General features: G+C 44.5%; 28 protein-coding genes. All 28 read left to right on the forward strand.

What is annotated here, in order from left to right:
- Nucleotides 1-302: 302 nt before the first annotated feature.
- The 28 genes from rpsJ to rplQ all read left to right on the forward strand — a co-directional run bounded on the left by rpsJ (nucleotide 303) and on the right by rplQ (nucleotide 13964).
- Entirely contained in the window at nucleotides 303-614 is a 312-nt protein-coding gene (rpsJ, locus tag AB4153_RS18115; RefSeq protein WP_055026509.1) for a 30S ribosomal protein S10, read from the forward strand.
- Nucleotides 615-641: 27 nt separating this feature from the next.
- Nucleotides 642-1280: a 50S ribosomal protein L3 gene (gene rplC / locus AB4153_RS18120; protein ID WP_102529389.1), complete on the forward strand. Its 639-nt coding sequence runs from the start codon at nucleotides 642-644 to the stop codon at nucleotides 1278-1280.
- A 16-nt stretch (nucleotides 1281-1296) separates the two neighbouring features.
- On the forward strand, nucleotides 1297-1902 hold the full coding sequence (gene rplD, locus AB4153_RS18125) for a 50S ribosomal protein L4 (RefSeq protein ID WP_055026507.1): 606 nt from the start codon (nucleotides 1297-1299) through the stop codon (nucleotides 1900-1902).
- Nucleotides 1899-2201 carry a 50S ribosomal protein L23 gene (gene rplW / locus AB4153_RS18130; RefSeq protein WP_102529388.1) on the forward strand — a complete coding sequence of 101 codons (303 nt, stop codon included), beginning with the start codon at nucleotides 1899-1901 and terminating at the stop codon, nucleotides 2199-2201. The genes rplD and rplW overlap by 4 nt, the downstream gene beginning before the upstream one ends.
- A gap of 16 nt (nucleotides 2202-2217) precedes the next feature.
- Nucleotides 2218-3042, forward strand: coding sequence for a 50S ribosomal protein L2 (gene rplB, locus AB4153_RS18135; RefSeq protein ID WP_055026505.1), 825 nt, complete (start codon nucleotides 2218-2220; stop codon nucleotides 3040-3042).
- Between the two features lie 15 nt (nucleotides 3043-3057).
- On the forward strand, nucleotides 3058-3336 hold the full coding sequence (rpsS, locus tag AB4153_RS18140; protein WP_006083596.1) for a 30S ribosomal protein S19: 279 nt from the start codon (nucleotides 3058-3060) through the stop codon (nucleotides 3334-3336).
- A 15-nt stretch (nucleotides 3337-3351) separates the two neighbouring features.
- Nucleotides 3352-3684: a 50S ribosomal protein L22 gene (rplV, locus tag AB4153_RS18145; protein WP_076543228.1), complete on the forward strand. Its 333-nt coding sequence runs from the start codon at nucleotides 3352-3354 to the stop codon at nucleotides 3682-3684.
- A 12-nt stretch (nucleotides 3685-3696) separates the two neighbouring features.
- Entirely contained in the window at nucleotides 3697-4386 is a 690-nt protein-coding gene (gene rpsC / locus AB4153_RS18150; protein ID WP_102529387.1) for a 30S ribosomal protein S3, read from the forward strand.
- An 11-nt stretch (nucleotides 4387-4397) separates the two neighbouring features.
- The gene (gene rplP, locus AB4153_RS18155) at nucleotides 4398-4808 is read left to right on the forward strand and encodes a 50S ribosomal protein L16 (protein WP_055026502.1); all 411 of its coding nucleotides are present in this window, start codon (nucleotides 4398-4400) and stop codon (nucleotides 4806-4808) included.
- Nucleotides 4808-4999, forward strand: a complete 192-nt coding sequence (gene rpmC, locus AB4153_RS18160; protein ID WP_102529386.1) for a 50S ribosomal protein L29 — start codon at nucleotides 4808-4810, stop codon at nucleotides 4997-4999. Before rplP ends, rpmC begins: the two co-directional genes overlap by 1 nt.
- Entirely contained in the window at nucleotides 4999-5247 is a 249-nt protein-coding gene (gene rpsQ / locus AB4153_RS18165; protein ID WP_102529385.1) for a 30S ribosomal protein S17, read from the forward strand. Before rpmC ends, rpsQ begins: the two co-directional genes overlap by 1 nt.
- 217 nt (nucleotides 5248-5464) lie before the next feature.
- Nucleotides 5465-5833: a 50S ribosomal protein L14 gene (gene rplN / locus AB4153_RS18170; RefSeq protein ID WP_055026500.1), complete on the forward strand. Its 369-nt coding sequence runs from the start codon at nucleotides 5465-5467 to the stop codon at nucleotides 5831-5833.
- Between the two features lie 11 nt (nucleotides 5834-5844).
- Complete coding sequence (rplX, locus tag AB4153_RS18175; protein WP_102529384.1) at nucleotides 5845-6159, forward strand: 50S ribosomal protein L24; 315 nt, start codon at nucleotides 5845-5847, stop codon at nucleotides 6157-6159.
- Nucleotides 6160-6171: 12 nt separating this feature from the next.
- Nucleotides 6172-6711, forward strand: a complete 540-nt coding sequence (rplE, locus tag AB4153_RS18180) for a 50S ribosomal protein L5 (protein WP_055026498.1) — start codon at nucleotides 6172-6174, stop codon at nucleotides 6709-6711.
- Between the two features lie 10 nt (nucleotides 6712-6721).
- A complete protein-coding gene (rpsN, locus tag AB4153_RS18185; RefSeq protein WP_102529383.1) occupies nucleotides 6722-7027 on the forward strand; it encodes a 30S ribosomal protein S14 in 306 nt (101 codons plus the stop codon).
- Between the two features lie 24 nt (nucleotides 7028-7051).
- Nucleotides 7052-7444, forward strand: coding sequence for a 30S ribosomal protein S8 (gene rpsH, locus AB4153_RS18190; RefSeq protein ID WP_102529382.1), 393 nt, complete (start codon nucleotides 7052-7054; stop codon nucleotides 7442-7444).
- A 10-nt stretch (nucleotides 7445-7454) separates the two neighbouring features.
- On the forward strand, nucleotides 7455-7988 hold the full coding sequence (gene rplF, locus AB4153_RS18195) for a 50S ribosomal protein L6 (protein ID WP_229372189.1): 534 nt from the start codon (nucleotides 7455-7457) through the stop codon (nucleotides 7986-7988).
- A gap of 10 nt (nucleotides 7989-7998) precedes the next feature.
- The gene (rplR, locus tag AB4153_RS18200) at nucleotides 7999-8349 is read left to right on the forward strand and encodes a 50S ribosomal protein L18 (RefSeq protein ID WP_055026494.1); all 351 of its coding nucleotides are present in this window, start codon (nucleotides 7999-8001) and stop codon (nucleotides 8347-8349) included.
- Between the two features lie 12 nt (nucleotides 8350-8361).
- On the forward strand, nucleotides 8362-8865 hold the full coding sequence (gene rpsE, locus AB4153_RS18205; protein WP_102529380.1) for a 30S ribosomal protein S5: 504 nt from the start codon (nucleotides 8362-8364) through the stop codon (nucleotides 8863-8865).
- A gap of 6 nt (nucleotides 8866-8871) precedes the next feature.
- The gene (gene rpmD, locus AB4153_RS18210) at nucleotides 8872-9054 is read left to right on the forward strand and encodes a 50S ribosomal protein L30 (protein ID WP_076543219.1); all 183 of its coding nucleotides are present in this window, start codon (nucleotides 8872-8874) and stop codon (nucleotides 9052-9054) included.
- 2 nt (nucleotides 9055-9056) lie between these two features.
- Nucleotides 9057-9491, forward strand: a complete 435-nt coding sequence (rplO, locus tag AB4153_RS18215; protein ID WP_102529379.1) for a 50S ribosomal protein L15 — start codon at nucleotides 9057-9059, stop codon at nucleotides 9489-9491.
- A 7-nt stretch (nucleotides 9492-9498) separates the two neighbouring features.
- Nucleotides 9499-10839: a preprotein translocase subunit SecY gene (gene secY, locus AB4153_RS18220; protein WP_055026490.1), complete on the forward strand. Its 1341-nt coding sequence runs from the start codon at nucleotides 9499-9501 to the stop codon at nucleotides 10837-10839.
- 21 nt (nucleotides 10840-10860) lie between these two features.
- Nucleotides 10861-10974, forward strand: a complete 114-nt coding sequence (gene rpmJ / locus AB4153_RS18225) for a 50S ribosomal protein L36 (protein ID WP_006083579.1) — start codon at nucleotides 10861-10863, stop codon at nucleotides 10972-10974.
- Between the two features lie 119 nt (nucleotides 10975-11093).
- On the forward strand, nucleotides 11094-11450 hold the full coding sequence (gene rpsM / locus AB4153_RS18230; protein ID WP_076543217.1) for a 30S ribosomal protein S13: 357 nt from the start codon (nucleotides 11094-11096) through the stop codon (nucleotides 11448-11450).
- Between the two features lie 17 nt (nucleotides 11451-11467).
- Nucleotides 11468-11860, forward strand: a complete 393-nt coding sequence (rpsK, locus tag AB4153_RS18235) for a 30S ribosomal protein S11 (protein WP_011635661.1) — start codon at nucleotides 11468-11470, stop codon at nucleotides 11858-11860.
- Nucleotides 11861-11892: 32 nt separating this feature from the next.
- Entirely contained in the window at nucleotides 11893-12513 is a 621-nt protein-coding gene (gene rpsD / locus AB4153_RS18240) for a 30S ribosomal protein S4 (RefSeq protein WP_102529378.1), read from the forward strand.
- Between the two features lie 24 nt (nucleotides 12514-12537).
- The gene (locus AB4153_RS18245) at nucleotides 12538-13527 is read left to right on the forward strand and encodes a DNA-directed RNA polymerase subunit alpha (protein ID WP_102529377.1); all 990 of its coding nucleotides are present in this window, start codon (nucleotides 12538-12540) and stop codon (nucleotides 13525-13527) included.
- Between the two features lie 41 nt (nucleotides 13528-13568).
- Nucleotides 13569-13964, forward strand: coding sequence for a 50S ribosomal protein L17 (gene rplQ, locus AB4153_RS18250; RefSeq protein WP_102529376.1), 396 nt, complete (start codon nucleotides 13569-13571; stop codon nucleotides 13962-13964).
- Nucleotides 13965-14046 lie beyond the last annotated feature (82 nt).

Below are 14046 nucleotides of genomic sequence, written 5' to 3' on the forward strand. Positions count from 1 at the left end.
AAGCTTCGGCTTCCTTTTTTGTTTCTATTGCTTTTTCAATATATCCCTGTAAACTCCATCGCCTTGAACAAATGAACTAGATTGAAGAGTTTTTGTTCGAAGGGGTTGATCTCTCATCTGATATCTGTATAATTCCCCTTCGCTGTCCTAGACAGTGTAATATAATGTTTAATCATAAGGATTATTCATTTTCATAATTGACTCCGATTGGGAGTCTACGGTTAAATCATCTCGCTCTGCTTTTCCATTGGGAAGAAGCTAGAGGGTGATTTTTTATGTGTGCATTTTAGGAGCTCTGGTCAATGCAGAACCAAAGAATCCGTATCCGCTTGAAAGGTTTTGATCATCGTTTGATCGATCAATCAACAGCGGAAATCGTTGAAACTGCTAAGCGTACAGGCGCTCAGGTTCGTGGTCCAATTCCACTACCTACGCGTAAAGAACGTTATACCATTTTGACTTCTCCGCACGTCAACAAAGACGCTCGTGACCAATACGAAATTCGTACTCACAAGCGCTTAGTTGACATCGTAGAGCCAACTGAAAAGACTGTAGACGCATTAATGCGTTTAGATCTTGCCGCTGGTGTCGACGTTCAAATTAGCTTAGGTTAATTGAGATCCTTAGAAGAGGTTTGAAAGATGGCTATCGGTCTTATTGGTCGTAAAGTGGGTATGACTCGCATCTTCACAGAAGATGGCGCTTCTATCCCTGTAACAGTGATTGAAATTGCTGGTAACCGTGTTACTCAAGTGAAAACTTTAGAAACTGACGGATACCGTGCTCTTCAAGTAACTACTGGTACCAAAAAAGCCAATCGCATCACCAAACCAGAAGCAGGTCATTTTGCTAAGAGCGGCGTAGAAGCTGGTCGAGGTTTATGGGAATTGCGTTTGGCAGATGGTGAATGTGAAGGCGTTGAAGTTGGTGCTGAACTTAATGTTGATATCTTCGCAGATACAGCAAAAGTTGATGTTACCGGTCAATCTAAAGGTAAGGGCTTCCAAGGCGGTATTAAACGCTGGAATTTCCACGCTCAAGATATGACACATGGTAACTCTTTGGCTCATAGATCTAATGGTTCTATCGGTCAAAACCAGACACCTGGTCGCGTTTTCAAAGGTAAGAAAATGTCTGGCCACATGGGTGCCGAGCAAGTAACTACTCAAAATCTAGACGTTGTACGTGTAGATGCAGAGCGTAACTTGTTATTGGTAAAAGGTGCTGTTCCTGGCGCTACCAATGGTGACTTGATTATCAAGCCAGCCGTTAAAGCATAGGTCTGAGGAGATAGTAATGGAATTGGTATTGAAAGACGCGCAAAGCGCTCTTGAAGTTTCCGAAACTACCTTCGGCCGTGACTTTAACGAGGCATTGGTTCATCAGGTAGTTGTAGCTTACGCTGCAAACGCGCGTCAGGGCACTCGTGCTCAACAGACTCGTGCGGAAGTAACTGGCTCAGGCAAAAAGCCTTGGCGCCAGAAAGGCACAGGCCGAGCTCGTGCCGGTAGTGTTAAAGGCCCGATCTGGCGTGGCGGTGGCGTAACATTCGCTGCTAAAACTCAAGATCACAGCCAAAAAGTTAACAAAAAGATGTACCGTGGTGCTCTAAAGAGCATTCTTTCTGAATTGGTACGTCAAGAGCGTTTAGTCGTTGTTGAATCTTTTGGTGTTGAAGCTCCTAAAACTAAAGAGCTGAAAGCTAAACTAAAAGAAATGAACTTAGAAGACGTTCTAATTGTTACTGCAGATGTTGATGAGAATTTATTCTTAGCAGCACGCAACTTATACAAGGTTGACGTACGTGACGTAGCGGGTCTTGACCCAGTTAGTCTAATCGCGTTCAACACTGTTCTTGTTACTGCTGATGCAGTGAAGCAAATCGAGGAGATGCTAGCATGATCACCGAAGAACGTTTGCTAAAAGTTATTCTTGCTCCGCATATCTCTGAAAAGAGTACTGTACTAGCTGAGAAAAACAACACTGTAGTTTTCCGCGTAGCAATCGATGCGACTAAAGCAGAGATTAAAGCTGCTGTAGCTCAGCTATTCGAAGTTGAAGTTGATAGTGTCCGCACTTTGGTAAACAAAGGCAAAACTAAGCGCACTGGTGGCCGTGTTGGTCGTCGTAGCGATTGGAAAAAAGCCTATGTAACTTTAGCTGCTGGTGCTGACATCGATTTCGTTGGCGGCGCTGAGTAAGCAAAGGAGAATTATCATGGCAGTTATTAAGTGTAAGCCAACCTCTCCAGGTCGTCGCCACGTTGTTAAAGTGGTGAACAGCGACTTGCATAAAGGGAAACCTTTTGCAGGCCTGTTGGCTAAGAAATCTAAAAGTGGTGGCCGTAACAATACTGGTCGTATCACTGTTCGTCACGTAGGTGGTGGACACAAGCAGCATTACCGTATTATTGACTTTAAACGCAATAAAGACGGTATCCCTGCAAAAATCGAACGTCTTGAGTATGATCCGAACCGTACAGCTAACATTGCGTTAGTACTATACGCAGACGGTGAGCGTCGTTACATTCTTGCTGCTAAAGGCATGCAAGCTGGTGACGCTATCCAATCTGGTTTGGATGCAGACATCAAAACTGGTAACGCAATGCCGCTTCGCAACATCCCAGTGGGTAGTGTTGTGCACGCAGTAGAAATGAAACCTGGTAAAGGTGCTCAAATCGCGCGTTCAGCTGGTGCTTATGTTCAAGTTGTTGCTCGTGATAACCAATATGCAACTTTACGTCTTCGCTCTGGCGAAATGCGCAAAGTACCTGTTGATTGTCGCGCAACATTCGGTGAAGTTGGTAATGCCGAGCACATGCTACGCCAGTTAGGTAAAGCAGGTGCTAAACGCTGGAGAGGCGTACGCCCTACAGTGCGTGGTGTTGCAATGAACCCGGTTGACCATCCACATGGTGGTGGTGAAGGCCGTACTTCTGGTGGACGTCACCCAGTGAGTCCATGGGGTGTGCCAACTAAGGGTTATAAAACTCGTAGTAATAAGCTCACCGACAAGTACATCGTACGTCGTCGTAATAAATAGTAAGAGGATTCGCCCATGCCACGTTCTCTCAAGAAAGGTCCTTTCATTGACCTGCACTTGCTGAAGAAGGTAGAGAAAGCGATGGAAGCGGGAGACAAAAAGCCAATTAAGACTTGGTCTCGTCGCTCAATGATCATCCCAAATATGATTGGGTTGACCATCGCTGTCCATAATGGTCGTCAGCACGTACCTGTGTTCGTAACTGACGAAATGATCGGTCATAAGCTTGGTGAATTTTCACCAACTCGCACTTATCGCGGCCATGCTGCAGATAAGAAAGCGAAGAAGCGTTAATACGGGAGACATAAGATGGAAGTTTTAGCTAAACATCGTTTTGCCCGTACGTCTGCGCAGAAGGCCCGTCTAGTTGCTGATCAAATTCGAGGTTTGCCTGTTTCTAAGGCTCTTGAAATTTTGACCTTCAGCCCTAAGAAAGCCGCCGTACTGGTTAAGAAAGTACTAGATTCAGCTATCGCAAACGCCGAACACAACGAAGGTGCAGATATCGATGAGCTTAAAGTTGGCCAAGTCTTTGTTGACGAAGCACCAACTATGAAGCGCATCATGCCTCGTGCCAAAGGCCGCGCTGATCGTATCATGAAGCGTACCAGCCACATTACTGTGGTTGTATCAGATCGCTAGGAGAAGAGAGCAATGGGACAGAAAGTACATCCTAATGGTATCCGTCTGGGTATCACAAAGCCTTGGATCTCTACTTGGTACGCCGATAAAGCAGATTATGCAAATAATTTGCACAGCGACTGGGAAGTTCGTCAATATCTCACTGAGAAATTGAAGGCTGCATCAGTATCTAAAATCGTTATCGAGCGTCCTGCGAAGAGCATCCGCGTTACTATTCACACTGCCCGTCCAGGTGTTGTGATTGGTAAGAAAGGTGAAGATGTTGAAGTATTACGTGCATATGTATCTAAAATTACAGGCACTACTGCTCAAATCAACATCGCAGAGATCCGTAAGCCTGAGTTAGATGCTAAATTAGTTGCTGACAGTATTGCACAGCAATTAGAGCGTCGTGTTATGTTCCGTCGCGCTATGAAGCGCGCAGTTCAAAACGCAATGCGTATTGGTGCTCAAGGTATTAAAGTTGAAGTAAGCGGCCGTCTAGGCGGTGCTGAAATCGCACGTTCTGAGTGGTATCGTGAAGGTCGTGTACCTCTACATACTCTACGTGCTGATATCGACTATTCTACAGCTGAAAGTCACACTCAATACGGTGTGATTGGCGTTAAAGTTTGGATCTTCAAAGGCGAAGTTCTAGACGGAAACGTTGTAGCATTAGAAGAGCCTAAGCAACAACCGAAGCGCAAGCCTCGTGGTAAATAGGAGAAACTTTTATGCTGCAACCTAAACGTATGAAGTTTCGCAAGATGTTCAAGGGCCGCAACCGTGGTCTAGCGAACGGTACTGAAGTTAGCTTTGGTACTTTCGGTTTGAAAGCAGTCGGCCGTGGCCGTTTAACTGCACGTCAAATCGAATCTGCACGTCGTGCCATGACACGTCACATTAAACGTCAAGGACAAATTTGGATTCGAGTTTTCCCTGACAAGCCTATTACCTCTAAGCCTCTTGAAGTGCGTATGGGTAAAGGTAAAGGTAACGTTGAATACTGGGTATGTCAGATTCAACCTGGTAAGGTTCTTTATGAGATGAATGGTGTATCTGAAGAGTTAGCGCGTGAAGCGTTTGCTTTAGCATCTGCCAAGCTTCCTATTAAGACTACCTTCGTAACTAAGACGGTGATGTAATGAAAGCGAGCGAACTAAGAGAAAAGAGCGTTGAAGAACTTAACGCTGAACTACTTGGTCTGCTGCGTGAGCAGTTTAACCTGCGTATGCAACACGCTACTGGTCAGTTGACTCAAACGAATCAATTGAAAATAGTGCGTCGTAACATTGCACGTGTTAAGACCATTATTACTTCTAAGGCAGGTGTGTAATGTCTGATAAAGCCCGTACTATGCAAGGTCGAGTTATTAGCAACAAAATGGATAAGTCTATTACTGTTGCTATCTCACGCCAAGTGAAACATCCTATTTATGGGAAGTACATTAAGCGTACAACTAAGATCCATGCACATGACGAAACAAATCAGTGTAACGAAGGTGACGTAGTGACTATTAGTCAGTGTCGTCCTCTTTCTAAGACTAAGTCTTGGACACTAGTTGAAGTAGTAACAAAGGCCTAATTTACATTAGGTTATAGTAAACGGCTCCAAAGTTTGGGGCCGTTTGTTTTTTTCTGCTATGCATTCCAAAATATTGGTGTTATACTTGCGCGCCATTTTTGAGTAAATTGTTGTTGAATGGTTTTATACCAAACGAGAGCAAATTAGTTCATAAAATGGTCGAAATGATGATCCCAATGTTGGGATTTTGTGTAGTAACGATAGCGGAGCACTTAAAATGATCCAAATGCAATCGACTCTAGACGTCGCGTGTAACAGTGGCGCTCGTAGAGTTCAGTGTATTAAGGTCTTGGGTGGCTCTCATCGTCGTTATGCCGGTATCGGCGACGTCATCAAGGTTTCTGTTAAAGAAGCTATTCCTCGCGCTAAAGCGAAGAAAGGTGATGTATATAACGCGGTGGTAGTCCGTACTAAGAAAGGCGTACGTCGTCCAGATGGTTCTGTCATTCGCTTCGATCGGAATGCAGCAGTTTTGCTTAACGCAAACCTTGCACCGATTGGTACTCGTATTTTTGGACCAGTGACACGTGAATTGCGTACAGAGCAATTTATGAAAATCGTCTCTCTGGCACCAGAAGTACTGTAAGGAGCTTCAAAATGGCAGCTAAAATCCGTCGTGAAGACGAAGTAATTGTACTAGCAGGTAAAGACAAGGGTAAACGAGCTAAAGTTTCTCAAGTCCTACCTACTGGTAAGTTGATTGTTGAAGGCATCAATCTTGTTAAAAAACACCAAAAGCCAAACCCACAATTGGGCGTAACTGGCGGCGTTATCGAGAAAGAAGCACCGATGCAAGCATCAAACGTAGCGATCTTTAACCAAGCCACAGGCAAGGCAGATCGTGTTGGTTTCCGATTCGAAGACGGCAAAAAAGTCCGTTTCTTTAAATCGAATAGTGAACTCATTAAGTAAACGGAGTAAACGATGGCGAAACTGCATGATAAATATCAAGAGACTGTTATCGCAGAACTTTCTAAAAAGTTCGGTTATACCAGTGTCATGCAAGTCCCTCGGATTGAAAAAATCACCCTTAATATGGGTGTAGGCGAAGCAGTTGCAGACAAGAAAGTTATGGAGCATGCGCTTCGTGACATGACTGCAATCGCTGGTCAGAAACCTGTTGTAACTGTTGCACGTAAATCAGTTGCTGGTTTCAAAATCCGTGAAGGCTACCCTATTGGCTGTAAAGTTACCCTACGCGGTGAGCGTATGTGGGAATTTTTAGAGCGTTTAGTTGACATTGCAATCCCACGTATTCGTGACTTCCGTGGCCTAAGCGCAAAAGCGTTTGACGGTCGTGGTAACTACGCAATGGGTGTGCGTGAGCAAATCATCTTCCCAGAAATCGATTACGATAAGATCGATAAGATTCGTGGTATGGATATTGTTATCACTACTACTGCGAAGAATGATGAAGAAGGTCGTGCTTTGTTAGACGCATTTAACTTCCCATTCAAGAAATAAGGGTAGCATAATGGCAAAATCATCTATGAAAGCACGTGAAGCAAAGCGTGCACAGCTCGTAGCTAAATATGCTGAAAAGCGTTTAGCACTTAAGGCTTTAATCAGCGCTCCTGATACTTCGGAAGAAGATCGTTGGGAAGCTGTACTTAAGTTACAAGCTCTACCTCGTGATTCTAGCGCTGCGCGTCAACGCAACCGTTGTAATCAAACTGGTCGCCCACATGGTGTTCTACGTAAATTCGGCCTTAGCCGTATTAAACTACGTGAAGCAACTATGCGTGGTGAAGTTCCTGGTCTGCGTAAGGCCAGCTGGTAAGCACTTGTCACGGAGTAAGCTAATATGAGCATGCAAGATCCTATTGCGGATATGTTAACACGTATTCGTAACGGCCAAGCTGCTAACAAAGTATCAGTTAAGATGCCTTCAGCTAAGTTAAAAGTAGCAATAGCGAAATTACTTAAAGACGAAGGTTATATTACTGACTACGCCGTAGCAGAAGAAGCCAAGCCTGAATTAGAAATCACTTTAAAGTATTTCCAAGGCAACCCAGTCGTTGAGACTATCCAGCGCGTTTCTCGCCCAGGTCTTCGTATTTACAAAGGTAAACACGAACTTCCAAAGGTGATGGGCGGACTAGGTGTCGCAATTGTGTCCACTTCTAAAGGCTTGATGACCGATCGTGCTGCCCGCCTAAATGGCATGGGTGGCGAGGTTATCTGCTACGTAGCGTAAGGAGCTAGGTATGTCACGTGTCGCAAAAGCACCAGTGTCTATTCCTACCGGCGTAGAGGTGACCTTAAACGAACAGACTATTACTGTAAAAGGTACTAAAGGTAGTCTGACTCGAGAAATCAACAAAGCGGTAAGTGTTGAGCTAGAAAACGGTGTTGTAACGTTTGGTCCAGTTGAAGGCGTTTCTAACGCTTGGGCTCAAGCTGGTACAGCTCGTGCACTAGTAAACAACATGGTTGTTGGTGTTTCTGAAGGATTCGTTAAGAAATTAAAGTTAATTGGTGTTGGTTACCGTGCAAAAATTGCTGGTAAAGACATCGACCTAACATTAGGTTTCTCACACCCTTTGGTTCACAAACTTCCCGCAGGTGTTACTGCAGAGTGTCCTAGCCAAACTGATATCATACTTTCGGGTGTTGATAAGCAGTTAGTTGGTCAGGTCGCTGCTGAGATTCGTGGATACCGTCCACCAGAGCCTTATAAAGGCAAAGGTGTTCGCTATGCAGACGAACAAGTACGCCGTAAAGAGGCTAAGAAGAAGTAGGTAACGCGATATGGATAAGAAAACATCTCGCTTACGCCGCGCTACTCGCGCTCGTAAGAAGATCCAAGAGCTGGGCGTGAATCGTCTGGTTGTACATCGTACACCGCGTCACATTTATGCTCAGGTTATTAATCCTGAAGCTCAGGTGGTGGCAGTTGCTTCAACCGTTGAGAAAGCGGTTAAAGAGCTACTAAAGAGTACCGGTAACGTAGACGCGGCTAAAGCAGTAGGTAAAACTGTTGCTGAGCGTGCGATCGAAAAAGGTGTAACAACAGTTGCATTCGACCGTTCTGGTTTCAAGTATCACGGACGCGTAGCAGCACTAGCTGACGCAGCTCGTGAAGCTGGCCTGAAATTCTAAGGGGTTATAAAAATGGCTAAATTAGAAGCTCAGCAGAAAGACGATTTGCAAGAGAAATTAATTGCAGTTAATCGTGTTTCTAAAGTAGTTAAAGGTGGTCGTATCTTTAGCTTCACCGCACTAACAGTGGTAGGTGATGGTAATGGTAAGATCGGCTATGGCTATGGTAAAGCGCGCGAAGTTCCAGCTGCTATTCAAAAAGCAATGGAAAAAGCCCGCCGTAACATGGTAACCGTAGAGTTGAATGCAGGTACACTGCATCATCCAGTTAAAGGTCGCCATACTGGTTCGCGTGTTTACATGCAACCAGCATCGGAAGGTACCGGTATTATTGCCGGTGGCGCAATGCGTGCCGTATTGGAAGTTGCAGGCGTTCATAACGTTCTGTCTAAAGCATACGGTTCTACTAACCCGATCAACATCGTTCGCGCAACTGTAGATGCGTTGGTGCACATGAAGTCACCATCACAAATTGCAGCTAAGCGTGGCCTGAATGTTGATGAAATTCGAGGTTAATGCACCATGGCTACTAAAACGTTTAAAGTAACACAGACAAAGAGTGCGATTGGTCGTTTGCCAAAGCACCGTGCCTGTTTATTAGGTCTAGGCCTAAGACGTATTGGCCACACTGTTGAAGTAGAAGATACTCCTTCTGTTCGCGGTATGGTTAATAAAGTTTACTACATGGTTAAGGTGGAGGATTAATAATGCGTTTAAATACTCTATCTCCAGCAGCAGGCTCTAAGCGTGCTCCTAAGCGTGTAGGTCGTGGTATTGGTTCTGGTTTAGGTAAAACTGCAGGTCGTGGTCATAAGGGACAAAAGTCTCGTTCTGGCGGCGGTGTGCGTATCGGTTTTGAGGGTGGTCAAATGCCTCTTAAAATTCGTTTACCTAAGTTCGGTTTCACTTCACGCAAAGCTTTGGTTTCAGCTGAAGTTCGTTTACTAGAACTAGCAAAAGTTAACGGTGATGTTATCGACCTTAACGCTCTGAAAGATGCGAACGTAATTACTCGCAACATACAGTTTGCGAAAATCGTTCTTTCAGGTACCATTGAACGCCCAGTGACCGTAAAAGGTCTGAAGGTAACCAAAGGTGCACGTGCAGCTATTGAAGCTGCCGGCGGTAAGATCGAGGAATAATACGTCGATGGCAAAACCAGGACTTGATTTAAAAAGCGCGAAAGGCGGTTTATCAGAATTGAAAACTCGTCTCCTGTTCGTGATTGGTGCAATTATCGTCTTTAGAGCCGGTTCGTTTGTACCAATTCCTGGTATTGACGCAGCTGTGTTAGCAGAGTTGTTTGCTCAACAAAAAGATACCATCCTAGGCATGTTTAACATGTTCTCGGGTGGTGCTTTAGAGCGTGCTTCTATCTTTGCGCTTGGTATCATGCCGTATATTTCGGCATCGATTATCATGCAGTTGTTGACTGTCGTTCATCCTGCCCTTGCTGAATTGAAAAAAGAAGGCGAGTCAGGAAGAAAGAAAATCAGTCAATATACAAGATACGGAACGCTTGTGTTGGGTACACTCCAATCAATCGGTATCGCGACAGGTTTACCAAGCCTAGTACCTGGCCTTGTTGCCAATGTAGGTTTTGGTTTTTACTTTGTAGCAGTTGTGAGCTTAGTGACAGGAACAATGTTCCTTATGTGGCTAGGTGAGCAAATTACCGAGCGTGGTATTGGTAATGGTATCTCGATATTAATTTTCGCAGGTATTGTTGCTGGTCTACCTTCTGCTATCGGCCAAACGGCTGAACAGGCTCGTCAAGGTGATTTGAATGTACTGGTACTGTTGTTATTAGCGGTAATTGTATTTGCTGTAACTTATTTGGTTGTATTTGTAGAACGTGGTCAACGACGTATCGTTGTTAACTACGCGAAGCGTCAACAAGGCCGTAAGGTGTTTGCTGCGCAAAGTACACATTTACCACTTAAAGTTAATATGGCAGGTGTAATTCCACCAATTTTTGCATCCAGCATTATTTTGTTCCCAGGCACACTGGCTCAGTGGTTTGGACAAAATGAGTCTATGTCATGGTTAAGCGATTTCGCTTTAGCTGTGTCACCAGGACAACCGCTGTATTCATTATTGTATGCGACAGCTATCGTATTCTTCTGTTTCTTCTATACTGCGTTGGTATTTAACCCTCGCGAAACAGCTGATAACTTGAAGAAGAGTGGTGCGTTCATTCCTGGGATTCGTCCTGGAGAACAGACTTCGCGTTACATTGATAAAGTAATGACTCGCTTGACATTAGCAGGCGCGATATACATTACCTTTATCTGCTTAATTCCGGAGTTCATGTTAATTGCGTGGAAAGTACAGTTCTATTTCGGCGGTACTTCACTACTAATTATTGTAGTCGTAATCATGGACTTCATGGCTCAGGTTCAGACCCATATGATGTCTCATCAGTATGAGTCTGTTATGAAGAAAGCTAACTTAGTAAACAAAGCGAATTTAGATCGCTTTGGTCGCTAGTTGCTTTAACGGAGTGATGAAATGAAAGTTCGAGCTTCCGTGAAGAAGATCTGCCGTAATTGCAAGATCGTCAAGCGTAGTGGCGTTGTACGTGTGATTTGTGTTGAACCAAAGCACAAACAGCGTCAAGGCTAAAAAAAGATATTTGCTCAGCTCAGTTATGAGCTGAGCAAATAATGTTTGCAAATTTGTCGGCTGTCGAGTATCCTTTCGGGCTTTTCGCAGTTGACCTTTAACATTTTAAGGAGTGCATAGTGGCCCGTATCGCTGGCATTAACATTCCTGATCAAAAGCATACAGTCATCGCATTGACTGCTATCTTTGGTATTGGACGTACTCGCGCTAGAGAAATCTGCGCAGCTACTTCAATCGCTGAAGACGCTAAGATCAAGGAATTGAGCGAAGCTCAAATAGATATTCTACGCGAAGAAGTTGCCAAATACTCAGTAGAGGGTGACTTACGTCGTGAGATTTCAATGAACATCAAGCGTCTTATGGATCTTGGTTGTTATCGTGGTCTCCGCCATCGTCGTAGCCTGCCCCTTCGTGGGCAACGTACTAAGACCAATGCGCGCACGCGTAAAGGTCCACGTAAGCCAATCAGAAAGTAACGGGAAGGTAAACCAAAATGGCTAAAGTTCCGTCACGTTCTCCGCGTAAGCGCGTACGTAAACAGGTTGCAGATGGTATGGCTCACATCCATGCGTCATTCAACAACACTATTGTCACCATTACAGATCGTCAAGGTAATGCGTTGTCATGGGCTACTTCTGGTGGTTCAGGTTTCCGTGGTTCACGTAAATCTACACCTTTCGCTGCGCAGGTTGCTGCAGAGCGAGCTGGTATTGCTGCTCAAGACTACGGTGTTAAAAACCTTGAAGTTTTCGTAAAGGGTCCAGGTCCAGGTCGTGAATCAGCCATTCGTGCGCTGAATGCTGTTGGTTATAAAATTACCAACATTACCGATGTGACACCTATCCCTCATAATGGCTGTCGCCCACCTAAAAAGCGTCGTGTATAACATTACGTATATAGGATAGTTGGAGAAAGATCATGGCAAGATACTTGGGTCCTAAGCTCAAGCTCAGCCGCAGAGAAGGTACAGACCTTTTCCTAAAAAGCGGTGTGAGAGCAATCGATTCGAAGTGTAAGCTTGAAGCTGCACCTGGTCAACATGGCGCACGTAAGCCACGTTTATCAGAGTACGGTTTACAGCTACGCGAGAAACAAAAAGTTCGTCGTATGTACGGTGTGCTAGAAAAGCAATTCCGTAACTACTACAAAGAAGCCGCACGTCTGAAAGGCAACACAGGTGAAAACTTGTTAGGTCTTTTAGAAACTCGTTTAGATAACGTTGTTTATCGTATGGGTTTTGGTGCGACTCGTGCAGAATCACGTCAATTAGTAAGCCACAAATCAATCGTGGTTAACGGTCGTGTTGTTAACATTCCGTCATTCAAAGTGTCTGCGAATGATGTTGTAAGCATCCGTGAAAAGTCACGCACTCAAGCACGTATCAAAGCGTCTTTAGAAGTTGCTGGCCAACGCGAAAAGCCTACATGGGTAGAAGTCGACAATGCTAAAATGGAAGGTGCTTTCAAGCGTCTACCAGAACGTAGCGATTTGTCTGCGGATATTAACGAACAGCTGATCGTCGAGCTTTACTCTAAGTAAAGCTAACAAACAAGAGAGGACACAATGCAGGGTTCTGTTACAGAATTTCTTAAACCGCGTCTCGTTGACATAGAGCAGGTTAACCCAACTCGTGCCAAGGTTACGCTAGAGCCACTTGAACGTGGTTTTGGTCACACATTAGGCAACGCGTTGCGTCGAATCTTATTGTCGTCTATGCCTGGCTGTGCAGTTACAGAAGTCGAAATCGACGGTGTATTGCATGAATACAGCAGTAAGGAAGGCGTTCAAGAAGATATCCTAGAGATATTGCTTAACCTTAAAGGTTTGGCAGTAAATATCGAGGGTAAAGATGAAGCTTTACTTACTTTAAGTAAGTCAGGCACAGGCCCTGTTACTGCAGCAGATATCACTCATGATGGTGATGTCACCATTATGAATCCTGATCATGTTATCTGTCATTTGACAGGTAATAATGATATCAGCATGCGTATCCGCGTTGAGCGTGGTCGCGGTTATGTGCCAGCTTCGGCTCGTGCACAGACTGAAGACGATGATCGCCCAATCGGCCGTTTGTTGGTTGATGCTTCATTCTCACCTGTAGCTCGCATTGCTTACAATGTAGAAGCTGCTCGTGTAGAGCAACGTACTGATTTAGATAAACTCGTTATTGATATGACCACTAATGGTACTATCGATCCTGAGGAAGCAATTCGTCGTTCTGCAACAATTTTAGCTGAACAGCTAGATGCGTTTGTTGAATTGCGTGATGTTACTGAACAGGCTGTTGTAGAAGAGAAACCGGAATTTGATCCGATTCTGTTGCGTCCTGTCGACGATTTAGAGCTAACTGTACGTTCAGCCAACTGTTTGAAGGCTGAAGCGATTCATTACATCGGAGATCTCGTACAGCGCACTGAAGTTGAGTTGCTCAAGACTCCTAATTTAGGTAAGAAATCTCTTACTGAAATTAAGGATGTATTAGCGTCTCGCGGACTGTCTTTAGGTATGCGTCTTGAAAACTGGCCTCCAGCTAGTTTAGCAGACGACCTATAAGTCCCAGGTTAGTACAGATTAAAGATTATAAGGATTAGGTCATGCGCCATCGTAAGAGTGGTCGTCAACTAAACCGCAATAGCAGTCATCGCCAAGCTATGTTTCGTAACATGGCTTGCTCAATAGTTCGTCATGAGATCATCAAGACAACTGTAGCAAAAGCGAAAGAACTGCGTCGCGTAGTTGAGCCTCTGATAACACTAGCTAAAGTAGACAGCGTTGCAAATCGCCGTTTAGCTTTCGCTCGTACCCGCGACGCTGAAGTTGTAGGTAAGTTATTTACTGAATTGGGTCCACGCTTCCAGGAACGTCCTGGTGGTTACACTCGTATTCTTAAGTGCGGTCTACGTACCGGTGATAAAGCTCCAATGGCTTTCATCGAATTAGTAGGTCGTCCTGAAGCTGCTGAAGCTGTTGAAGTTGAAGCTGCTGAGTAATTCTTAATTACTCACTTAAAAACCGAGCTTAGGCTCGGTTTTTTTATGCCTGCTATTTATCATTAATTAAATTCCTCTTGTT

Source organism: Shewanella sp. 10N.286.52.E4 (assembly GCF_041468785.1).
Lineage (GTDB): Bacteria > Pseudomonadota > Gammaproteobacteria > Enterobacterales > Shewanellaceae > Shewanella > Shewanella electrodiphila.